Consider the following 21,479-nt stretch of genomic DNA (forward strand, 5'->3'; position numbering starts at 1 on the left):
CTATTTCATCCAGTTATCGACGATGTCAGATATTTTTTGTGGCCCTTGCTCTTTAAGCCATAAGTTGAAATCATCGCGCACGGGCGAGCCTTTCTTAAAGGCAATGCCAAGCTGATCAACATTCTTGAAAACATAACGGCTTTCTATCGGCATCTTTTTCTTATTTTTGAAGGTAAAATAAACCGGCTCTTCTATAAAAGCCAGATCAAGATTGCCATTTTTTAGATCAGCCATCGTCTCATTATAGGTTGGATACAATTTTACTTTACTTAACGAGTAGTATCCTTTGGGCTCCAGATCGTTTTTGATAAGGTCGGAGTAAGCCATTCCTCGAGGGTATCCAATAGAATATTGATTTAATTCATTGAGGTTATTGAGCGTTATTTTATGATTGGCCATACTGACCAGATAAAAAGAGTTGATGTAATAAGGTTCAGAAAAATCAATAACTTTCTTACGTTTATCTGTGATTGAAATTCCCGAAAATGCGACATCTGCTTGACCACTCGCCACTGCGCCAAGCATTCCATCCCAGGCATATTCGGTGATGTTTAGCTTACAATGCCGTGACTGACAGTAAGACGAAAAAAGCTCCAGATCTATCCCCTGCAATTTGCCATCAGCACTTTTAAATAACATAGGGGGAGAGGCCGGTGATACTGCGACATTGAGTGTTCTCCCTTCAACGATGCTATCAGCAAAAGCTGAAGACGACATTATTCCCAACACTATCATCGATAAGCCAATTTTTTTGGATAACATGCTATCTATTTCCTGTGGTAAGGTAATGCGTATTATAAATTAAGCATTAGGGCGTGAACCTGACATTTGCAGGCGTAAAGTACTTAACGTTATGTATTCCATCGCTGTTAACTAATTTAATCAGGAGGTTTGACAGGAATCATCAAAGGGAATGGATTGAATATACCATGAGATATCAACTGGATATGAGTGCAGCGGCCCCATGAAAGGTGACAATGTAAAGATACCATAGACATTAGTATACTGGACATAGTTTATGCTCCATTTACGCATACATATTTACATGATAAGCAGATAAATGCTTCAGTGACGGTGTATTTAATGTCTCTAAGTATCATCTTACCACTCTATCCAGGGCCAATATAAAGACTTATCTTTGCTTGTCAAATACATTTTCTGAGCTAAGTTGATTTGCGTGCTATCTATATTTGCAAGCATATAAATTATTTATCCTATGAACAAACGACAACAGATCAGGAGTTCTGACGATGTTGTTATGTTTATCAAAACGTTAACTTGTTTTAATCGATAATAATCTTAATTCAGAAATATCTTAATATATGCGGTTGTCGAGATAAAATTCTCAAATTAACATCGTACATCTTATGTAATAAATATAAATACGATAAATAAATCCAAAACTGAGACTGCCAACCGGATAACAAACAGCAATAAAGAGGGCTCTCCATTAAGTTATCCTGGCAATGGTTAAGGTGGTAACATTTTTGGTGGCTTTACCCATTTTAATCGTGTTCACAACACGTTAATTACCTTATGATTACCATGGTAATTAAAAATGAATCCTCGATGACTCGATGACTCGATGACTCGATGACTCGATGACTCGTTGGCTGAATGAAAAGAAAATTCTGCATCACATAGGCGCATGTATCGCGTATAATGGGCTCCGATGACCCTAATCATTGCTATGACATAATAATATGTATCTTAACCGCTTTTGTTATTTACTCCTGATCTCCGCTGCGGTCGGAAGCATTTTTACATCGCATCCCGTCGCGATGTGGTTCCTGCTCGCCAATGTGCTAACGCTGGCGATCTACGGTGTAGATAAAACGGCGGCACGTAAAACCTGGCGCAGAGTGCCGGAATCCACTTTGTTGGTGTTTGGGGTTGTCGGTGGGTGGCCTGGTGCGATTGTTGGTCAACAACTTTTCCGTCATAAAACGCAAAAGCAGCCATTCAAAACATACTTTATCGTCAGTGTGATAGTGAGTACCGTAGTTACGGTGGCGATCTATCGACTCTATCCATTTTTGTCCTACTGAACATAGAGTATGGATCACTTATTGACCAACCGGCAGCAAAGACAACCTCATATTTTCATGCCACCGGCACTATGATATTGAGCGGTGTTTTGCTCAAGGCATACCGCAGCCGATGGAACATTATTCAGTGGAATAATGATGAGCTATAAAACTTTCTAACATTGTGGCAAAACAATGATGGACTTCCTGGGTTGGATGGACAAAGTCATTGAAGACGTATTGCGGACATATATCCAGTTGAGGGTCTTTAGCCCCGGGAAGATGTACATAGCCGTGGTGAGTATAAGGGTTTTCCGTATCATAACCAATGTTACTGGCCACCTCCATTATCATCTTAAATGCATCGGCAGTCTCGAAATAGCATATTTTGTGCTGGGGGTATTTTTCTTTTAATTCTTCAACATTAGTTTTTAGCAGGGCATTGTGAGCGGTGCTTTCATCCTTAAGTTTTCTTTTTTCATCAGAATATTTGCCATAGGGCGTCAAAGACAAATCGGGAATCCCCATGACTAAAATATTATTAACTCCACCGGAAATTATTTTTTCAATATCATCAATTTGTTGCTCAACGACCATCATTACATTATCTTTGTGTAGTGTCATATAGTCATTAGCCCCCAATAAAAATATCGCCAGGTCCTGGTGAGAAGGGGTGTAAGATGCGACTTGTCTGTCCGTATTTGATACAAAGTCACCGAGGCAATTAAAGCAGGAATAGCTTGCCGATGTACTTCCCCCTTCAGCAAAATTAAGCATCTCTTTACCTAAGAAGTGTGGAGATGATAAAAACTCAGTCCAGGTAAATCCATTAGTAAACCTTCCGCCAAAGTATTGACCATAGGAAGGTAAAATATGATGTGTTTTTTCAAACATACGCCCCATGGAGTCAGATAAACTGTCGCCAAAAAATACCAGTCTGGTAATATCACCTAAAGAAATATTTTTTGGCTTGGGATGTAATTTATTGATTTCTTTGGCAAGACCAAAAGCTTCCGGATGACATTCAACCTCAATAGATAAAATATTTTCACCATTATCATCTTTAATAATCAACTTATCGGCCTGTTCCTGTGATTCTATAATAAATTGTTCTTTACATCCCTGAGACGCTAAGGCTCGAAGTTTGATGTAGGCTCCGCGAACTTGTACCGGTGTTAGATTCAGTTCCTGATAGTGGTAAAGTTTAAAGATACATTCGAGCGCTTCTGCATGGTAGGTGGTGAAAAAATATGCTTTGATTTTCTCCCATAAACTTAATTCCGGAGGGCGTGCGCTTTCTTTTATCACATTAAATCTTTCAGCACTGATAGATGATGTGAAATACCCCTGTCCAACATTCAATGGCATAGTGTCCTCCTTACTCTATTAAACGCGCTTTAGCAAAGCATTAATTAGCAAATATTAGCAAGAAAAGTAATCAGGTAAATGGTGTATATAGAATGGCGTTTCTTTAACAGTTTGTCACCGTCAATAAAATATATACAATGTTTATTATTTTTCAACTAAGTAAATATATCATCAACAACGTGAAGTTAATGTCGGATACATATTATCTGACTGCTATCATTATTGAGCATGCGCCTGGCTAAGGCAAACCTCTAAAAAAAGTAGCCACTCCTGATTTTAGTGTGCTGGCGTGGGTATGAGCTGGCTTGATATTCAGGAAAATTAGGTGAACTTATCATCCAACTATTATTTCCAAGGGGTTGGTGTTTTATATAACGTGTTGATTTCTATTTTCATATTAAATATTTCTTAAGTGAGTTAACTATAATGAGTGATGATTCAATTATTAAAAACTCTTCAATGCTTTTGGCCTATTTAGGTGGTCTGGGATGGGGGAGCGCCTATTTTTATGGCTGGGGCGTCTCCGCGTACTATGGTTTCCCGTGGTGGTATGTAGGCGTCGGCCCTGACAACATTGCCCGAAGTCTATTCCATGCGATTAGTCTGATGGCTATATTCATAATAGCATGGGGAGTGGGTATTCTATTGTTTTTTCTAGTAAAGCAAAAAGCACGTATCCACGACCTTAGCTTCTTACGCCTTTTTTTGGCAGCGGTTTTGTTCTTTATTCCAATTGTTATCGAGTTTTCTCTCTTAACAGAATCGTTTTTGTGGGAGCTTTTTTTTATCATTTTACTGGTGGCTTTATGCCTATCGGTGGGGATGCGTTTTTATAGTAAATTGATGCCAGTGATTTGTTTTACGCAACTCAGTTGGGTGCGAAGGCATTGTTTCACTATAGTTATGCTTGGTTTTATTATATATTTTTTTATATTTTCTTTTTTTGTTGGGATCTATAAGCCACAATTAAAGAAAGAATACGAAATGATATTGTATGATGGAGGCTGGTACTACGTCCTGGCCAGATATCATGATAGTTTTATTTTGTCGAAATCCTTTACTAAAAATAACAATAGATTTATTATTTTTAGACCAGAAGATGGGCACTCTTATGAGATTACTCTGGTAAAAGTCAGGCTTTAATAAAATACTGGTTGGCAAGAGCGTGAAATGACGCCAGAGCTTCCCATAGCAGCGATTGAGGAAAGAACTGAGCGCCCATATCTGTAAGCTGTGGAATAGCAATGCCGGGAAGGGCATGGCATGACACTTTATCTGACATTACCATTTGAGTGACAGGTTAGCAGATGTTTCAGGCCAAACCCAAGTTGAATTGGACCGCTCAGAAGCCGATTACCTACATAACAAATATTGGCCGCAAGCTTATGCTGTGGGCGAAATATACGACCGCTATTAGCCAGACTGGCTGTTAACTTATTTACCTTCCCATAGTAACCTATAACAGGGCTTCCTGAGGCATTGGCTAGCATCTGTGCATTGGAAAAACAGCTTCCATTTGCACTATAGCAACTTATAAAGTTTATTGCCTCATGAGAGTTGCTAATATGGTGGATTGATTTTGAAAGTAATGATGACTGACTTGCCCCGGAACCGTACCGATTTTCATGTTGAACAACAAAAGGAGCACCATGTTTACAAATCGAAATAGGCATGGATTATTACCTGAGATTGATTTCAAATTAACAATAATGATGACGCTTTTGGGTATTAAAAATCTTTCAAATAACGCTCATTTGATTTTTTGTCCACATTGACTAAGCCTGGAAAGACACAGGGTTGAGATATTTCTGCTACCCGTCGGCGGTGTATCGCAGTTGTGATGTTACGTTCTTACAAGACTGACATCTGCATATCATAACCTTTATTCATTACCACCTGGTGAGTAAGTAAAAACTATTGAGCAAATATTTACTTCTGGGTAATGGGACTGGATTCACACGGCATTACCTCGATGCCCCAGTCGGGCAGAACATTGCAGCTAAGAAAGGAAGCTTTGGCGTTTATTGTCTATGGCCAGAAAAAGTTCCCGTGAGCTGGATATGCTGAATGTGAACTGATTTTTGATGGCCTATGCCGACAAGTTATAAGAGGTTGATTTTTATAGTGTGTTTAGTTTTACAATTACGTAAAAATTCTGATAGTATACCCCCCTATAGTATATGGAGGTCGAATGCCGCATTCACCTGAAGATAAAAAACGTATCCTTACCCGTGTTCGTCGCATACGCGGGCAGGTCGAAGCGCTGGAGCGGGCGCTTGAGTCTGACGAACCTTGTCTGGCGATTCTGCAACAGATTGCCGCCGTGCGCGGCGCGTCTAATGGCCTGATGAGTGAAATGGTTGAGATCCATCTGAAAGATGAGCTGGTCAGCGGGGAGACTACGCCAGATCAGCGCGCGGTTCGGATGGCGGAAATCGGCCATCTTCTTCGCGCTTATCTAAAATAACAATTTCCCTCACCGTAACAGGAAGAGATATATGAAATCACGTGCAGCAGTTGCTTTTGGTCCCGGTCAGCCGCTAAAAATTGTCGAGATTGACGTTGCGCCGCCGAAAAAAGGCGAAGTTCTGGTCAAAATCACCCATACCGGCGTTTGCCATACCGATGCATTTACTCTTTCCGGCGATGATCCGGAAGGCGTATTCCCGGCAGTCCTGGGGCACGAAGGCGGCGGCGTGGTAGTCGAGGTCGGCGAGGGGGTCACCAGCCTGAAACCCGGCGACCATGTTATTCCACTGTACACGGCGGAATGCGGCGAGTGTAAGTTCTGTAAGTCCGGTAAAACTAACCTTTGTCAGGCCGTACGCGCCACTCAGGGAAAAGGGCTGATGCCGGATGGCACTACCCGCTTTTCTTATAACGGCGAACCCGTTTATCACTATATGGGAACCAGCACGTTCAGCGAATATACTGTTTGCGCGGAAATTTCTCTGGCGAAAGTGAACCCGCAGGCGCCGCTGGATAAAGTGTGTTTGTTGGGCTGCGGCGTGACGACGGGTATTGGCGCCGTCCATAACACCGCTAAAGTGAAAGCGGGCGACACCGTTGCCGTTTTTGGTTTAGGCGGTATTGGGCTGGCGGTTATTCAGGGCGCGGTTCAGGCTAAAGCCGGGCGTATTTTAGCTGTCGACACGAATCCGGAAAAATTTACGCTGGCGGGCGAAATGGGGGCCACGGACTTTATTAATCCGAATGATTACGACAAACCGATCCAGGACGTTATTGTTGAGCTTACTGATGGCGGCGTAGATTTCAGTTTTGAATGTATCGGCAACGTTAACGTGATGCGAGCAGCGCTGGAATGTTGTCATAAAGGCTGGGGCGAAAGCATTATTATTGGCGTAGCGGGGGCAGGGCAGGAAATCAAAACCCGTCCCTTCCAGCTAGTGACCGGTCGCGTCTGGCGTGGCTCCGCCTTTGGCGGCGTGAAAGGGCGCACGCAGCTGCCAGGGATGGTAGAAGATGCGATGAACGGTAAAATCCATTTAGATCCTTTTATTACTCACCGCCTGCCGCTGGAGCAGATTAACGATGCCTTTGAACTGATGCATCAGGGTAAATCCATCCGTACTGTTATCCACTTTAGCGATAACTGATTCATCCGCCAGCGGATTTTCCGCTGGCGCTTTTCTGAATTTTCTGGAATGAATGTTGTGAAAATGTGACGAAGGCGATGCTTTTCGCGGTAAGCAAACGTCACGAAGTGCCGATGACTATCTAACGGGCGTGTTTTACGCATAAAACCTACAAGAGAGTCGACGGTCATGGGCAACACATTCTCGATGCAAGCCTCGCATAAACTGGGCTTCCTGCATCATATTCGGCTGGTTCCGCTGTTTTCCTCCATTCTCGGTGGCATCCTTCTTCTTTTTGCTTTGAGCGCCGGGCTGGCAGGCTATTTTCTGTTACAGGCCGATCGCGATCAGCGTGATGTCACGGACGAGATTCAGGTACGGATGGGATTATCCAACAGCGCTAACCACTTACGTACCGCACGTATCAATATGATCCACGCTGGCGCGGCGAGCCGGATTGCTGAAATGGATGAAATGAAAGCCAATATTGCCGCTGCGGAAACGCGGATCAAGCAGTCTCAGGACGGCTTTAACGCTTATATGTCCAGAGCGGTGAAAACACCCGCCGATGACGCATTGGATAACGAGTTAAACGCCCGCTACACCGCCTATATCAACGGCCTGCAACCGATGCTGAAATTTGCCAAAAATGGCATGTTCGAAGCGATCATTAATCATGAAAACGAGCAGGCAAAACAACTGGATGCCGCATATAACCATGTCCTGTTGAAAGCGATTGAACTGCGCACCGAGCGGGCAAGACTACTTAGCGAACAGGCTTACCAACGTACCCGGCTCGGTGTGATGTTTATGATTGGCGCATTTACGTTGGCGCTGGTATTGACGTTAATGACCTTCATGGTGCTGCGTCGCACGGTGATACAACCCTTGCAGCAGTCTGCGTCACGTATCGAACGCATTGCGGCGGGCGATCTGACCATGGCTGACGAGCCCACAGGACGCAGTGAAATTGGTCGCCTGAGTCATCATCTTCAGCAGATGCAGCATGCGTTGCAACAAACGGTAGGGGCGGTGCGTCAGGGGGCGGAGGAAATTTATCGAGGCACCAGCGAAATTACTGCTGGTAATACGGATTTATCTTCTCGTACTGAACAGCAGGCTGCCGCCATTGAACAAACTGCGGCCAGTATGGAACAGTTGACGGCAACCGTTAAACAGAATGCGGATAATGCGCATCACGCCAGCAAACTGGCGGAAGATGCTTCCGGTAAAGCCAGTCGCGGAGGCCAGATGGTTTCCGGGGTCGTACAAACGATGGGGAATATTTCCACCAGCTCGAAAAAAATCTCGGAAATTACCGCCGTCATTAACAGTATCGCTTTCCAGACCAACATCCTGGCGCTAAACGCGGCGGTCGAGGCGGCACGCGCCGGGGAACAAGGACGCGGTTTTGCGGTGGTCGCCAGTGAGGTTCGTACCCTCGCCAGTCGCAGCGCGCAGGCGGCAAAAGAGATTGAAGGCTTGATCGGCGCATCGGTCAGCCTGATTGAACAAGGATCTGAAGAGGTTATCGCTGCGGGGAGCACCATGAATGAGATTGTGGATGCCGTCAAACGCGTCACCGATATTATGCTCGATATCGCGGCAGCCTCTGATGAGCAAAGTCGCGGTATTGTTCAGGTCAGTCAGGCGATTTCTGAGATGGACAAGGTTACGCAACAAAACGCGTCGCTGGTCGAAGAGGCGTCCGCGGCGGCGGCTTCGCTTGAAGAACAGGCCGCCCGCTTGACGCAAGCCGTTGATGCGTTTCATTTACAGGATACTGGCGCGACGATGCGATCATCCTTCCTTTAATAAGCGTCGCGCCAGCGGGCTATTTTAGCCGCGGGCGCGTTTAATGTCCGACAGCCGCTATCACAGCGGCATCGATTTACGGATTGCCGCAATCAGCATTTGCGCCCCGGTTGAGAGCGGGATATCAACTCGCGTAAGAATACCTATCGGTTCGCCTGCGCTCTGGGTCGGCACGGGTAATGAGACCAGCGTCGCCTGGCGAAGATCTTCTTTAACCGCGCCAGAGGGGACGAACCAGACGTAATCGTAATCTACGGTCAGTTGTCGTGATAACGATGCGGATAGCGTTTCGATACATCCGGCAGGCATTTTACACCCCTGGCTTTGCAACAGGGCTTCCGCATTCTGGCGCGGTACCGTGCCTTTTGGCGAGACGACTACCGGCCACTCCATAACCCGACTGAGCGTGATCGTCTCCTGTAACAGGGGATGACCGGGGCGTACCACTAATTTAAGCGATTCTAAAAACAGCAGTTCGTAATTTAAACCGCCCATTAATTCCGGGTCTGACATGCGGCCAATACCCAGATCGATCTCGCCTGATTTCAGACCTGCAAGCAACATCGTATTGTTCATGGTCGCGACCTGTAACGAGGTCGATTTTTGCTGTTGATGGAACCGCCCAATAGCCGCCGGGAGTATACCCAGCGCAGCGGTGGGGAGCGCGCCAACACGCACCACATCGGCGCTGGCGTCCTCTTTGCGATTCAGCGCCTGCCCGGCGGTATTCAATGCATCTAATACTTTTACCGCATGAGTCAAAAATTGTTCGCCAGGAACCGTTAATTGCGCGCCCAGTCGCCCGCGTTCGAACAGACGGGTTCCGGTGAGTTGTTCCAGTTCGTTCAGCGTTTTAGAAAGCGCTGGCTGGCTCAGGTTAAGGGTTTCAGCCGCGCGCCCCAGAGTTCCCTGTTGTGCAACGGCGACAAATGTATGAAGGTGGCGCAACCGAATGCGCTGACTAAACAGACCATTTTTTTCCATAAGCGATGTTAAAAACAGAGCCGTGCGGGTGACAAGTAAAGTTGTTTGTTTTTGATAACCTGATAGCAAAATATTATTAACATTTTACCATTTCAAGTTACAACTGTTTTATTTTACTGATGATTCAACTGCCGTTAAGCGTGTTAAGCCGCGATCTGGTCGGGGATATGCAGCTCATGTCAATCCGTTCTGCATAATGAATTCAGGTCGGATCACACTTTATAAATTCTTCTCCCCGGAATGGATGAGGTTTTCTACACTCCAGGTAACATTCACTGGAGGCATGACATTATGGCGAACACCATCACGGCAGATGAGATTCGGGAACACTTTTCGCAGGCAATGTCGGCAATGTACCAGCAGGAAGTTCCGCAGTACGGTACGTTACTGGAACTTGTGGCTGACGTGAATCTGGCGGTGCTGGAAAATAATCCCAAACTGCATGAGCAGTTGGCTAATGCCGATGAACTGGCGCGATTGAACGTGGAACGACATGGCGCCATTCGTGTTGGCACCGCAGAAGAACTTTCTACCTTGCGTCGGATATTCGCCATCATGGGGATGTACCCAGTAAGTTATTACGATCTCTCTCAGGCGGGCGTGCCTGTGCACTCCACGGCATTTCGTCCCATTGACGAGGCTTCGCTCTCGCGTAATCCCTTTCGCATGTTCACTTCGTTATTACGCCTGGAGCTCATTGAAAACGCGGCATTACGCCAGCGGGCGGCGGAAATCTTATCGCAGCGGGATATTTTTACATCGCGCTGCCGACAATTGCTGGATGAGTACGACGAGCAGGGCGGTTTTAGTGCTGCTCAGGCCGAAGAGTTCGTCCGTGAAACGCTGGAGACTTTTCGCTGGCATCGTCAGGCTACCGTTGATGAAGAAACGTACCGCAGCCTGCATCGTGAGCATCGTTTAATTGCCGACGTGGTCTGTTTCCCGGGATGTCACATTAACCATCTGACGCCGCGTACTCTGGATATCGACCGGGTACAGGCCATGATGCCGGAGTGCGGCATTACGCCTAAAACTCTTATCGAAGGTCCGCCTCGCCGCGAAGTGCCTATTCTGTTGCGGCAAACCAGTTTCAAAGCCCTGGAAGAGCAGGTGCTCTTCGTTGATGAAAAGCAGGGTACGCACACGGCGCGCTTCGGCGAAATTGAGCAACGTGGCGTCGCGCTGACGCCAAAAGGTCGTCGATTATATGACGAACTGTTGCACAAGGCGGGAACGGGTAAGGATAACTTCACGCATCAACTCCATTTGCGGGAGGTCTTTAACGCCTTTCCGGATAGCGAATTTCTGCTTCGCCAGCAGGGGCTTGCCTGGTTCCGCTATCGCTTAACGCCATCCGGCGAGGCGCATCGTCAGGCGATCCATCCTGGCGACGATCCGCAGCCGCTTATTGAGCGCGGTTGGGTGATCGCGCAGCCGATTACCTATGAAGATTTTCTTCCGGTCAGCGCAGCCGGCATTTTTCAGTCGAATTTGGGAAATGAAACGCTGGCCAGAAGCCACGGCAATGCCAGCCGCGACGCCTTTGAACAGGCGCTGGGATGTGCTGTACGGGATGAATTTTCGTTATATCAGGAAGCGGAAGAACGCAGTAAACGCCGTTGCGGTCTGCTTTAAAAGCGGTAAGCTTCACAGGCTGTGAGGATACTGTAAAAGGAAGGCGTTATGTTGAATCCCTCCATCCCGCTGGTGGCGACGCGTCACGGTAAAATCGTGGGCGTCGTACAGGAAGAAATCCATATCTGGCGCGGTATACCTTATGCCGCGCCGCCAACAGGGGAGCTACGCTGGCGTGCGCCGCAGCCTGTTACGCCCTGGCAGGATGTGCGCCAGGCGGATTGTTTCTCCTGCGCCAGTTGGCAGGATATTACCTGGTGTCGCGAACTCGGCGGCGGCGATCCGGGAAATTTTTCCGAAGACTGTCTCTACCTGAACGTCTGGGCTCCCGCCGTACGTCATGAACCGTTGCCGGTCATGGTCTGGCTACACGGCGGCGGTTACACTATTGGCGCGGGAAGTTTGCCGCCCTATGACGGTCAAGCGCTGGCGAAGCGCGGCGCGATCGTGGTGACGGTCAATTATCGGCTTGGCCATCTGGGCTTTTTCGCGCATCCGGCGCTGGAAGGCGAAGGGGCGGAGTGTATTCATAATTTCGCTTTACTCGATCAAATCGCTGCGCTGCGTTGGGTGCAGGACAATATTGCCGCGTTTGGCGGCGATACGCAGAATGTGACGTTATTTGGCGAATCCGCCGGCGCCCGCAGCGTGCTGTCGTTGATGGCTTCGCCGTTGGCGAAGGGGCTTTTTCATAAAGCGATTATTCAGAGTGGTTATACGCTGCCGGATACGCCCCGCGAGGTGGCGCTAAAAAAAGGCGTTGCGCTGGCAGAACATCTTGGCTTAGCCCATGCCACTGCCGAACAGCTACGCGCTTTACCGGCAGAGACGTTTTGGCCGCTGGACGCGCCTTTTAAAATTGCGCCGACGCCGATTTCCGGCGACGTCGTGCTGCCGCATCCGATGCTGGAAACCTTCTTTGCGGCGAAACAGCATCCGATACCGGTGATGATCGGCTCGAATAGCGATGAAGCCAGCGTATTGGCAGTTTTTGGCGTCGATATTGCCGGTCAAATTCAAAAAATGCGCCGTGAGCGGCGTGTTGGCCTGGGGTTAATCCGGCTGCTTTATCCTGGAGTGAAAGGCGACGAAGCGCTAGGGCGGCAGGTCTGTCGGGATATGGTATTTACCACGTTGGGTTATGTCGTCATGCAAGCGCAGCAGCGGATCGGCGAACCGTGCTGGCGTTACTGGTTTGATTATGTCGCCGAAGCGGAGCATAACACCTACGCGAATGGCGCCTGTCATGGCAATGAAATACCGTATGTATTCGATACGTTAACGCGGGCTGAGCCCACATGCCATTATGTGAATGAGAATGACCTGGCCTTTGCCTCGCAGGTGGCGGATTACTGGGTGAATTTCGCTCGTCATGCCAGCCGCACGCGCGACGTGCTGCACGGCCCGGTTCGCTGGCCCGCCAGCATTCGGGGGCGAGATCGTCTGTTGCGGATTGGGCTGAACAAACTTGCCGGTTTTAAAGTGGAAAACCGCTTTATGCGTGCGCGTCTGGCGCTGTTTAAACGAGTCATGAAACATCACGTTAGTCTGGAATAAACTTTTCATAACCTGAAGAATGCTGCGTGAGGTTTACATCCGATTCGGTCGGTTCTTATCGACATAAAATATTTACGCTTTTGCACAGTTTCCAGGCGACCAACAATTGGATTATTAATGAATTTTGTCTAGAGTGAGCGGTCAGAAACGGGCACATTCTTGCTGCTGAAAAAACCAGCGCGGGACCATTCACAAGACCAGAAGGACTCATTTTCAGGTATGAATCGTAGACGATTTATTAAAGGTTCAATGGCAATGGCCGCCGTGTGCGGTTCCAGCGGTATTGCTTCACTCTTTTCTCAGGCGGCGTTTGCCGCGGAATCCGATATTGCGGATGGTAAAATTGTCCGTTTTGATTTTGCTGGTCTGCAATCAATGGCCCAGGCGTTAGCGAAAAAGCCCTGGGGTGGCGCGCCGGGACCCTTGCCGGATACGCTCGCCAATCTGACGCCGCAGGCCTATAACAGCATTCAGTATGACGCGGCGCATTCACTCTGGAACGGTGTTGCCAACCGGCAGCTCGATATTCAGTTTTTCCACGTAGGGATGGGCTTCCGTCGTCGCGTACGCATGTTTTCCGTTGATACGACGACGCATCTTGCTCGCGAGATCCATTTTCGCCCGGAACTGTTTAAATACAACGATGCCGGCGTCGACACGACGCAACTGGAAGGGCAGAGCGATCTCGGTTTCGCCGGTTTCCGTGTCTTTAAAGCGCCGGAACTGGCGCGGCGCGATGTTGTCTCCTTCCTGGGCGCCAGTTATTTCCGGGCGGTAGATGATACTTATCAGTATGGCCTGTCGGCTCGCGGGCTGGCGATAGATACCTATACTGACGGTCAGGAAGAGTTCCCTGACTTCACCGCCTTCTGGTTTGACACCGCGAAGCCGGGCGATACTACGTTTACCGTTTACGCTCTGCTGGACAGCGCCAGCGTGACGGGCGCGTATAAGTTTGTGATCCATTGCGAAAAAACGCAGGTGATCATGGATGTAGAAAACTATCTCTACGCCCGTAAAGATATAAAGCAACTTGGCATTGCGCCGATGACCAGTATGTTTAGCTGTGGGAATAATGAACGCCGGGTATGCGACACCATTCATCCGCAAATTCACGATTCCGATCGGCTGGCGATGTGGCGGGGTAACGGCGAGTGGATTTGCCGCCCGCTGAATAATCCGCAGAAATTGCAGTTCAATGCATATATGGACGATAACCCAAAAGGGTTCGGCCTGCTGCAACTCGATCGCGATTTCTCGCATTATCAGGATGTGATGGGCTGGTACAACAAACGTCCGAGCCTGTGGGTGGAGCCACGCAGTAAGTGGGGGAAAGGTGCAGTTAGCCTGATGGAGATCCCAACCACTGGTGAAACTCTGGATAATGTGGTCTGTTTCTGGCAGCCGGAAAAAGCGATCAAAGCCGGGGATACGCTGGCATTCAATTATCGTTTGTACTGGAGCGCGCAGCCGCCGGTACGATCGCCGCTTGCGCGGGTCATGGCGACCCGTACAGGGATGGGCGGATTTCCCGAAGGTTGGGCGCCGGGCGAACATTACCCGGATAAATGGGCGCGCCGTTTTGCTATTGATTTTGTCGGCGGCGATCTGAAAGCGGCCGCGCCAAAAGGCATTGAGCCGGTAATTACACTCTCCAGTGGCGAGGCGAAGCAGATTGAGATCCTCTACGTAGAGCCTTTCGACGGTTATCGTATCCAGTTTGACTGGTATCCGACCTCGGATTCTACGGCACCGGTGGATATGCGAATGTTCCTGCGCTGCCAGGGGGAGGCTATCAGCGAAACCTGGCTGTATCAGTATTTCCCGCCCGCGCCGGATAAGCGCCGTTATGTCGACGATCGTATCATGCGTTAGTCAGTTTGCCTTCTGTACCGCCACAAAGGCGGTACAGGTTGCGGAAATTGCCCTGGCATAAACTCATTCGTGAGCTGCTGTTTTTGTGACGCGGCCTTTTCATCGTTCTATTTTTGCAACAGTCCTTCCTGTTTATCCCTCTCGATCCTACGGACAGGGAACATTAAGATAGCTTCACCTTATTTAAGATATAAAGTGAATATAATGAAAAAGAGTTTTCTTGGTGCTGTCCTGTCTCTGGGTTTATTAAGTGCTGCTCATGCAGATGTATATAAATTTGATAATACGCATACCAATGCGGTATTTAATATCGATCATTTCCAGACCTCAACCAATCATGGCGGGTTTTATACTATTAGCGGCGAACTGAAATATCAGCCGGAAAAGCAAGTCGCAGAGATGCGTGTGACGATTCCCGTGAGCGCCTTAAATACCGGGGTGGATGCGTTTGATAACCATATCCGCAGTAGTGATATTCTGGATGCGGAAAAATATCCAAAAATAGTATTTAAATCAACAAAATGGCATTTTGACGATAATAAACCAGTTTCTATTGACGGTTTGCTAACAATGAAGGGAGTAACTAAGCCCGTTACCTTAACCACCACCAAGTTTGGCTGTTATATGAGCCCGATATTCAAGGCGCAGGTTTGCGGTGGTGATTTTGTCACGCAAATAGATCGCACCCAGTGGGGTGTAGATTATCTGGTCGATATGGGGATGACGAAAGTTGTCGATATAAAAATCCAGGCAGAAGCGGTTAAGCAATAAAGGGAATAATGATGAAAACTCATCACCTCATTCGGGTAGTAGCCTCGCTGGCGATGTTGGCAACGTCAGGCCTGGCTTATGCAGAAGAGTACAAAGCCAGCACGGACGAAAAAGCAATAAAAATGACGAACGTAGCCTCTCTGGAAGCGCGCGTTCAAGCCAGAATGGAGAAAGGGGCATTTGGTTATATTCGCGGTGGAGCCGAAGATGAGAATAACCTTCGCAGCAACACCGAAAGCTTTGACAAAAAATATATTATGCCGCGCGTATTACAGGGCATTGAGTTAAAAGAGATCGATTTATCAACGCAGCTACTGGGTATTCCGCTTAAAACGCCTATAATCCAGGCACCGATGGCAGCACAGGGCCTGGCCCACGCCTCCGGAGAGTTGGCGACGGCGAAAGGCATGGCGCAGGTCGGTTCGATTTTCTCGTTGAGCACTTATGGCAACAAGACCATCGAAGAGGTGGCTAACGTTTCCGGGAAAAATCCGTTCTTCTTCCAGCTTTATATGAGTAAGAATAATCAATTTAACGAATTTATTCTTGCACAAGCGGTAAAGCATGGCGCTAAAGCGATTATTCTGACCGTAGATTCGCCTGTCGGTGGTTATCGGGAAGAAGATATTAAAAATAACTTCCAGTTCCCGTTGGGCTTTGCAAACCTGGAAATGTTCGCCAGAAAAAATGACGATGGTTCAAAAACCGGCAAAGGGGCAGGGATAAGTGAAATTTACGCGCAGGCTAAACAAGCCTTTACGCCGGAGGATATTGCCTATGTACATCGTATTTCCGGTCTGCCGGTTATCGTAAAAGGCATTCAGTCGCCGGAGGATGCTGAAATTGCTATCCAGGCCGGGGCCGCAGGAATATGGGTTTCTAACCATGGTGGCCGTCAATTAGACAGCGGGCCGTCCTCATTCGATATGCTTCCTGCGATTGCAAAAGTCGTCAACAAGCGAGTGCCTGTTATTTTTGACAGTGGAGTACGCCGTGGTTCGCACGTATTCAAAGCGTTAGCCAGCGGGGCGGATATTGTGGCGGTTGGCCGGCCTGTATTATACGGTCTTAATCTTGGCGGCGCTCAGGGTGTGGCATCAGTGATTGAACAGCTAAACAAAGAGCTGACAATTAACATGATGTTGGGTGGCGCCAGAAATATTGAACAAGTGAAAACGACACGCTTGTTAACTGAAAAAGATCTGCCCCAGTAATATAAAGGTCGGGTACTATACCCGACCTTTTCCTGTATGATTTCCCTCAACAACGCTTTCGGTAGAAAATGACGCGCTCTGTTTCCTCAAATCCTAACGCCTGGTGAACTTTCTGGGAAATTGTATTTTCCGGCGAGGTATCGGAAGCCATTTCCCGACACCCTTTATTCGCTCCCCATCGTTGCACCGCTGCAATCAATTGTTTCGCTACGCCGCGTTGACGGAACGAGGGGAGAACAAAAATACCTTCAAGGAAAACCACGGGCGAACTGTCACAGCCATTGACATAATCGTGGCGGATTGAGGCATCCGCAAAGCCAATCGCCACCCCGTCTGCCATCGCAATAAATGATGCCAGATGATCGGCTTGCAGAATTTCTTCGCCGTCCGCCAGATGGGCGTCATCCGGGTGACCAGGCCAGAGCTGTTTTCGCAATCCGCGCCAGTGCTCCAGATGGGTTCTGTTCATTTGCCTGATGTCCATTAGCGCGCTCCTGATGAGGGGTCTGACATGATGAGACGGCATCCCGCCTGCTGATAACGTCGGGCGATAGCAGACGGGAGCGCACTGTCGCTAAGAATGGTAGTAATACAGGACAGCGTCGCCACCGCATGGGGTTCTACAGTATCAAACTTTGAGTGATCGGCCATCAATATGACCTCGCGTGAGCGCTGAATAATGCGCGTTTTAACGCCCACTTCAAACATGGTAGCGTTGGTGATACCCGTTTCTATCGACAGCGCATCGCAGGAGATAAAGGCGCGTTCAACGGCAAAGGCGTTAATCATCTCCAGCGCCAGACTCTCGCCCACCGAAAAGTAACCGGGGCGAATCAGTCCGCCGATAATGTAACTCTCTACGTGTGGGAAGCCACCCAGTTCATTAGCGATTTTGATGTCATTGCAAATGACTTTTACTTTGGCGTCGACCAGACATTTTGCCAGTTCCAGACAGGTGGAGCCGGAGTCGATAAAAAAGCAGTCTCCATCCTTGATGAACGTGCGGGCGAGGGCGGCGATTTCGCGTTTCGCCTCACTTTGTAACGTTCGCTTAACGTCGAAAACATATTCTTTATCTTCCGTACTGTCGTCGAAGTCAATACAACCATGGCCGCGAACCATACCGGGATAACGGCTGGCAATATAGTGAAAATCCCGGCGCACGGTTGCCTCTGCATAGCCAAAAAGCTCAATAGCTTGCTGTGTTGAGAGGTGCCTGTGTTGCCAAAGGTAATGCAACATCTGCTTGATACGGTCGGGGCGCTGTTGGCTCATCAGCATATGACTCCTTTATAGCGCGGTGAATTGTGACAACGTCACATCATAGTTCGCCGTCGTGAACAACGCCCGGCCAATCACCAGATGCTGTGCGCCTGCGGCGGTAAGCAGCCGTGCGGCGCGAAGTGTAATACCGCCGTCCGCCCAGCATTCCGCAGCAGGGAAATGCTCTCTGCTCTGGCTCACTTTTTCACACATCGCGGCGATAAATTGCTGTCCGCGCCCGTCGGGTTCGCTGGTCATGATCATCAGCGCATCCAGTTGCAATGCCAGATAACGATAAGGCAATAGCGGCGTTGCCGGGTTAAGCGCCAGTCCTGCTTTCGCCCCGATAGCGCGAATATCCGCCAGAATCTCCGGGGGGTTTTGCACGCTTTCGGCATGAATGAAAATCCAGCCGGGGCGGATAGCTGCAAGCCAGGGTAACCAGCGTTGCGGTGATGAGACCATCAGGTGCAATGAGAGCGGATGGCGAGTGTGTTGTGCGACTGCCTGAATGGTTTTCATACCGAAGGTAATATTGTTGATGAAACTGGTATCTTCGATATCCAGATGCAGTGAGCCGAGAGGCGTATCGTGTAAAGCGGTCAACGCCTCGGCATAGCGCAGCGGATCGGCGGAGGCCAGTGAAGGGTGCAGGATCATCGAAACCTCCATCAGCGCAATGCGGTTAATTGCGCGAAAAGCGCGGCGTCATTTGGCGCATCTTGCAGCATCGCGACGCTTTCCGGCGAGTCGAGCCACTGGCTGATGCGTTGAATGGTGCGAATATGTGCTTCGGCATCCGTGGCGCTGGCGCAAAGCAACAGCCAGATGGGATCGCAATCCGCATTGCCGAAAGCGACCGGCGTTGATAGCGTAGTGACGCTGATTTGATTATGGTTGGCGCCTTGCTCTGGTCTGGCATGGGGCAGCGCAATCCCCGGCGCGATAAGATAATATGGCCCCCATTTAAGGGTGTTCTCAATAATACCATCCAGGTAGCAGGGGGCCGCCGCGCCGAAGGTAATCAGCGGACGAACGGCGATATCCAGCGCGTGTCGCCAGTCGCTGGCATGGCGTTGCGCCTGAACCCACTTAACATCATTAATCATCGATCGTTGACTCCTTGCCGGTTCGGGTTACTCTGAAACCGATCCCCGGCGTGTCTTTTGGCGAAGGCGACGGAGATCGGCAGAAGAGTTATCGCTCTCTGCAGGGGATAAGCGTTTTGCTTATCCCCATTTTATTGTCGGATATGGCGTACTTTCTCCATAAACTTCGCCACGCGCGCCTGGTCGACAAAGTTGGCGAAGACGCCGTCTTTTTTAAACGTGGTTGCCGTTACGCATCCGTCGGCAATGCAGAGCTGCTCCTCGACGTTTTCCAGACACACCCCGGTATTCGCCAGCACGACCGTGTCGGGGACGGTCTCTTTTACCCGCTTCAGTATGGCGCTATCCGTGCGAGCGCCCGCCGTCAGCCCCGAGACGCACAGGGCATCGGGGTTATTGTTAAATACGGTCGATTTCGCAATTGAACAGACATCGCGGTTTCCCAGATACACCGCCGCTTCCGGCACGATGTTAAACAGCGTTTTCACGTGGCCTGCGCCGATGCGATGCTGATGGCGAATGGTTTCGCCGACATTCGTATCCCAGACGCCAAAATCGCTGGCGTAAGCGCCGGTGAAAATTTCGCGGATAAATTTTGCGTCGGTCGCCATCGCCAAATCAAACGAGGCCACAGGGTCCCACAACACGTTTACTCCAAACGGTACGCGGATTTCACTCATTAACTGACCGATGATTCTTGCCATCGCGGCGGTCGTTTCCGGTCTGACTTTCGTTAAATAAGGCAGACTAAATTCGTTGGAGAACATCACCGCATCCACGCCGCCATTTTGTAGCGCCATTAAATCGTCATGGGCGCGGTCAATTACCCAGTTCATGCCTTTCCTGGTATCGAACCCGGGATCGCCCGGCAACGCCCGTAAATGGCACATGGCGATAACGGCTTTTTCTGTTCCTATTACCTCTTTTAGCCAACTCATTCTGGGTTGCTCCTTATTCCGGTAGTTCACGTTTACGTAAGACAAGTATGATGCTGGCGACAATGCCGACCACAATAACCACGCCAATCATGCCCAGCGACATCAATTCAGATATTGACCAGCCAAACATATTTCCCACCGACAGCGCAGTAATTTGCGCGTTTTCAGCGGCGAAGCTAAAGCCGCCTTTGAGCGCCATATCGGTAAAGTACGGCGCGAACTGGGTGGCGATCAGCAAAACGGTAATCATGACAATGATGCCGCTGAGCAGAGTACGAATCAGATCGCCGCGATGAATAACCGTGGCCATGCAGATAAAAAACGGCGCAACCGGTAAATCAGCCAGCGGCAGGACTTTATTGCCCGGCAGTATGCTCGCCAGAATTAACATGATGGGAATTAACAGCAGTCCAACCGCGATGGTGGTCGGGTGGCCTAACGTCACTGCGGTATCCAGACCGATAAAGACTTCGCGCCCTTTAAAGTGTTTCTGGAAGAACTTACGCGCGCCGTCGGAAATGGGCATTAATCCCTCAACGATAAGGCGAATCATGCGCGGAAACAGCACCATAATCGCCGCCACGGTAATCATTAAGGTTGCGCACCCTTTAAAGCCTTCGCCTGCGGCAAGTCCGAAGATCAGCCCGAGAACAACGCCAATGATCACCGGGTCGCCGACCATCCCATACCGTTTTTGGATCTCCTGAGCATCAATATTGCGTCCTTTCATAAACGGTATTTTTTCATATATCGCATCCAGTAATACGAACAACGGCACGGAACTGGAGCCATACCCTTGCGGAATAGAAATCCCTTCCAGACCCACAATGTTCTGTACTCGTTTCGCCGTCCAGTCGGCCATTTTCAACGACAAGGCGGCGTGGCAAATCGCGCCCAGTACGCCATAAATCAGACTGCCGGTCATCAACTGGACGACCGTTCCGGTAATGGCGTAGTGCCAGTAGTTATAAATATCAACGTTCATGGTTTTGGTCAGACGAGTCACCAGCATACCGACGTTGAGCAGAAAGATAACGGGAATGATCATCGCGCCGATGGCCGTCGCATAGCCGACGCCGGATGCGGGCCCGGCGCCGACGTCAAACACATGCAGCGTCAGGCCAAAACGCTCAATCATCACTTTAATCGGCGGACTGAGACTGTCGATCGCCATGACGATCACTAACCCCATGCCGACAAAACCGATGCCGACCGTCACCCCGGCTTTCACCGCCTGCAGCCAGGGAATACGAAAGATTAAGCCGATGATAATCATAATGATGGGCACAAAAACGGTGCCGCCGAGAGACAGGATGTAATCAAACAT

At 49.1% G+C, this 21,479-nt stretch carries 20 protein-coding genes; 10 read left to right on the forward strand and 10 right to left on the reverse strand.

Features of this window, described 5'->3' with window-relative positions:
- Complete coding sequence (locus tag NA986_RS03710; RefSeq protein WP_000949379.1) at positions 1–762, reverse strand: transporter substrate-binding domain-containing protein; 762 nt, start codon at positions 760–762, stop codon at positions 1–3.
- A gap of 941 nt (positions 763–1,703) precedes the next feature.
- Here NA986_RS03710 and NA986_RS03715 point away from each other — a divergent pair.
- Positions 1,704–2,048 carry a DUF1294 domain-containing protein gene (locus NA986_RS03715; protein WP_017441316.1) on the forward strand — a complete coding sequence of 115 codons (345 nt, stop codon included), beginning with the start codon at positions 1,704–1,706 and terminating at the stop codon, positions 2,046–2,048.
- Positions 2,049–2,168: 120 nt separating this feature from the next.
- Here the strand turns inward: NA986_RS03715 and sseJ are convergent, their stop codons facing one another.
- Complete coding sequence (gene sseJ / locus NA986_RS03720; protein ID WP_070794004.1) at positions 2,169–3,395, reverse strand: SPI-2 type III secretion system effector SseJ; 1,227 nt, start codon at positions 3,393–3,395, stop codon at positions 2,169–2,171.
- A gap of 426 nt (positions 3,396–3,821) precedes the next feature.
- Between sseJ and NA986_RS03725 the strand changes: the two genes are divergently transcribed.
- Positions 3,822–4,538, forward strand: a complete 717-nt coding sequence (locus NA986_RS03725) for a hypothetical protein (protein ID WP_001588428.1) — start codon at positions 3,822–3,824, stop codon at positions 4,536–4,538.
- A 128-nt stretch (positions 4,539–4,666) separates the two neighbouring features.
- Here NA986_RS03725 and NA986_RS03730 read toward each other — a convergent pair whose 3' ends face one another.
- Positions 4,667–5,068, reverse strand: coding sequence for a hypothetical protein (locus NA986_RS03730; RefSeq protein WP_023888773.1), 402 nt, complete (start codon positions 5,066–5,068; stop codon positions 4,667–4,669).
- 518 nt (positions 5,069–5,586) lie between these two features.
- Here NA986_RS03730 and NA986_RS03735 point away from each other — a divergent pair.
- The 3 genes from NA986_RS03735 (at position 5,587) to NA986_RS03745 (ending at position 8,806) form a co-directional block, all read left to right on the forward strand.
- Entirely contained in the window at positions 5,587–5,862 is a 276-nt protein-coding gene (locus NA986_RS03735) for a metal/formaldehyde-sensitive transcriptional repressor (protein ID WP_070794007.1), read from the forward strand.
- 31 nt (positions 5,863–5,893) lie between these two features.
- Positions 5,894–7,012, forward strand: a complete 1,119-nt coding sequence (locus tag NA986_RS03740) for an S-(hydroxymethyl)glutathione dehydrogenase/class III alcohol dehydrogenase (protein ID WP_017441318.1) — start codon at positions 5,894–5,896, stop codon at positions 7,010–7,012.
- A gap of 168 nt (positions 7,013–7,180) precedes the next feature.
- On the forward strand, positions 7,181–8,806 hold the full coding sequence (locus NA986_RS03745) for a methyl-accepting chemotaxis protein (protein ID WP_070794010.1): 1,626 nt from the start codon (positions 7,181–7,183) through the stop codon (positions 8,804–8,806).
- A 60-nt stretch (positions 8,807–8,866) separates the two neighbouring features.
- Here the strand turns inward: NA986_RS03745 and NA986_RS03750 are convergent, their stop codons facing one another.
- Positions 8,867–9,790, reverse strand: a complete 924-nt coding sequence (locus NA986_RS03750) for a LysR substrate-binding domain-containing protein (protein ID WP_000414259.1) — start codon at positions 9,788–9,790, stop codon at positions 8,867–8,869.
- 291 nt (positions 9,791–10,081) lie between these two features.
- Between NA986_RS03750 and hglS the strand changes: the two genes are divergently transcribed.
- The 5 genes from hglS to NA986_RS03775 all read left to right on the forward strand — a co-directional run bounded on the left by hglS (position 10,082) and on the right by NA986_RS03775 (position 16,842).
- On the forward strand, positions 10,082–11,425 hold the full coding sequence (gene hglS, locus NA986_RS03755) for a 2-oxoadipate dioxygenase/decarboxylase HglS (protein WP_000024100.1): 1,344 nt from the start codon (positions 10,082–10,084) through the stop codon (positions 11,423–11,425).
- A gap of 48 nt (positions 11,426–11,473) precedes the next feature.
- Complete coding sequence (locus NA986_RS03760; RefSeq protein WP_000933983.1) at positions 11,474–12,982, forward strand: carboxylesterase/lipase family protein; 1,509 nt, start codon at positions 11,474–11,476, stop codon at positions 12,980–12,982.
- Positions 12,983–13,201: 219 nt separating this feature from the next.
- The gene (locus tag NA986_RS03765) at positions 13,202–14,857 is read left to right on the forward strand and encodes a glucan biosynthesis protein D (protein ID WP_023215742.1); all 1,656 of its coding nucleotides are present in this window, start codon (positions 13,202–13,204) and stop codon (positions 14,855–14,857) included.
- 195 nt (positions 14,858–15,052) lie between these two features.
- Positions 15,053–15,628 carry a YceI family protein gene (locus NA986_RS03770; RefSeq protein WP_023215743.1) on the forward strand — a complete coding sequence of 192 codons (576 nt, stop codon included), beginning with the start codon at positions 15,053–15,055 and terminating at the stop codon, positions 15,626–15,628.
- 11 nt (positions 15,629–15,639) lie between these two features.
- Entirely contained in the window at positions 15,640–16,842 is a 1,203-nt protein-coding gene (locus tag NA986_RS03775; RefSeq protein ID WP_000848084.1) for a lactate oxidase, read from the forward strand.
- Positions 16,843–16,888: 46 nt separating this feature from the next.
- Here the strand turns inward: NA986_RS03775 and aac(6') are convergent, their stop codons facing one another.
- The 6 genes from aac(6') to sgcC all read right to left on the reverse strand — a co-directional run bounded on the left by aac(6') (position 16,889) and on the right by sgcC (position 21,479).
- Positions 16,889–17,326 carry a cryptic aminoglycoside N-acetyltransferase AAC(6')-Iy/Iaa gene (aac(6'), locus tag NA986_RS03780; RefSeq protein WP_023215744.1) on the reverse strand — a complete coding sequence of 146 codons (438 nt, stop codon included), beginning with the start codon at positions 17,324–17,326 and terminating at the stop codon, positions 16,889–16,891.
- Positions 17,326–18,117, reverse strand: a complete 792-nt coding sequence (locus tag NA986_RS03785; RefSeq protein ID WP_070794026.1) for a DeoR/GlpR family DNA-binding transcription regulator — start codon at positions 18,115–18,117, stop codon at positions 17,326–17,328. The genes aac(6') and NA986_RS03785 overlap by 1 nt, the downstream gene beginning before the upstream one ends.
- Positions 18,118–18,132: 15 nt before the next feature.
- A complete protein-coding gene (locus NA986_RS03790) occupies positions 18,133–18,765 on the reverse strand; it encodes a ribulose-phosphate 3 epimerase family protein (RefSeq protein ID WP_023216866.1) in 633 nt (210 codons plus the stop codon).
- 11 nt (positions 18,766–18,776) lie between these two features.
- Positions 18,777–19,214 (reverse strand): SgcA family PTS sugar transporter subunit IIA, encoded by a 438-nt coding sequence (gene sgcA, locus NA986_RS03795; RefSeq protein ID WP_000606458.1) that lies wholly within the window; start codon positions 19,212–19,214, stop codon positions 18,777–18,779.
- Between the two features lie 131 nt (positions 19,215–19,345).
- Positions 19,346–20,152 carry a BtpA family protein SgcQ gene (sgcQ, locus tag NA986_RS03800; RefSeq protein ID WP_000118615.1) on the reverse strand — a complete coding sequence of 269 codons (807 nt, stop codon included), beginning with the start codon at positions 20,150–20,152 and terminating at the stop codon, positions 19,346–19,348.
- 13 nt (positions 20,153–20,165) lie between these two features.
- The gene (gene sgcC, locus NA986_RS03805; protein WP_000460835.1) at positions 20,166–21,479 is read right to left on the reverse strand and encodes a PTS sugar transporter subunit IIC SgcC; all 1,314 of its coding nucleotides are present in this window, start codon (positions 21,477–21,479) and stop codon (positions 20,166–20,168) included.

Source organism: Salmonella sp. NW177, from assembly GCF_051811585.1.
GTDB lineage: Bacteria > Pseudomonadota > Gammaproteobacteria > Enterobacterales > Enterobacteriaceae > Salmonella > Salmonella enterica.

Bases quoted from the DNA above. Each gene is read 5' to 3' on its own strand.
- NA986_RS03710 (WP_000949379.1), bottom strand. From the start codon at position 762: ATGTTATCCAAAAAAATTGGCTTATCGATGATAGTGTTGGGAATAATG.
- NA986_RS03715 (WP_017441316.1), top strand. From the start codon at position 1,704: ATGTATCTTAACCGCTTTTGTTATTTACTCCTGATCTCCGCTGCGGTC.
- sseJ (WP_070794004.1), bottom strand. From the start codon at position 3,395: ATGCCATTGAATGTTGGACAGGGGTATTTCACATCATCTATCAGTGCT.
- NA986_RS03725 (WP_001588428.1), top strand. From the start codon at position 3,822: ATGAGTGATGATTCAATTATTAAAAACTCTTCAATGCTTTTGGCCTAT.
- NA986_RS03730 (WP_023888773.1), bottom strand. From the start codon at position 5,068: ATGCCTATTTCGATTTGTAAACATGGTGCTCCTTTTGTTGTTCAACAT.
- NA986_RS03735 (WP_070794007.1), top strand. From the start codon at position 5,587: ATGCCGCATTCACCTGAAGATAAAAAACGTATCCTTACCCGTGTTCGT.
- NA986_RS03740 (WP_017441318.1), top strand. From the start codon at position 5,894: ATGAAATCACGTGCAGCAGTTGCTTTTGGTCCCGGTCAGCCGCTAAAA.
- NA986_RS03745 (WP_070794010.1), top strand. From the start codon at position 7,181: ATGGGCAACACATTCTCGATGCAAGCCTCGCATAAACTGGGCTTCCTG.
- NA986_RS03750 (WP_000414259.1), bottom strand. From the start codon at position 9,790: ATGGAAAAAAATGGTCTGTTTAGTCAGCGCATTCGGTTGCGCCACCTT.
- hglS (WP_000024100.1), top strand. From the start codon at position 10,082: ATGGCGAACACCATCACGGCAGATGAGATTCGGGAACACTTTTCGCAG.
- NA986_RS03760 (WP_000933983.1), top strand. From the start codon at position 11,474: ATGTTGAATCCCTCCATCCCGCTGGTGGCGACGCGTCACGGTAAAATC.
- NA986_RS03765 (WP_023215742.1), top strand. From the start codon at position 13,202: ATGAATCGTAGACGATTTATTAAAGGTTCAATGGCAATGGCCGCCGTG.
- NA986_RS03775 (WP_000848084.1), top strand. From the start codon at position 15,640: ATGAAAACTCATCACCTCATTCGGGTAGTAGCCTCGCTGGCGATGTTG.
- NA986_RS03785 (WP_070794026.1), bottom strand. From the start codon at position 18,117: ATGAGCCAACAGCGCCCCGACCGTATCAAGCAGATGTTGCATTACCTT.
- NA986_RS03790 (WP_023216866.1), bottom strand. From the start codon at position 18,765: ATGATCCTGCACCCTTCACTGGCCTCCGCCGATCCGCTGCGCTATGCC.
- sgcA (WP_000606458.1), bottom strand. From the start codon at position 19,214: ATGATTAATGATGTTAAGTGGGTTCAGGCGCAACGCCATGCCAGCGAC.
- sgcQ (WP_000118615.1), bottom strand. From the start codon at position 20,152: ATGAGTTGGCTAAAAGAGGTAATAGGAACAGAAAAAGCCGTTATCGCC.
- sgcC (WP_000460835.1), bottom strand. From the start codon at position 21,479: ATGTTTGATTACATCCTGTCTCTCGGCGGCACCGTTTTTGTGCCCATC.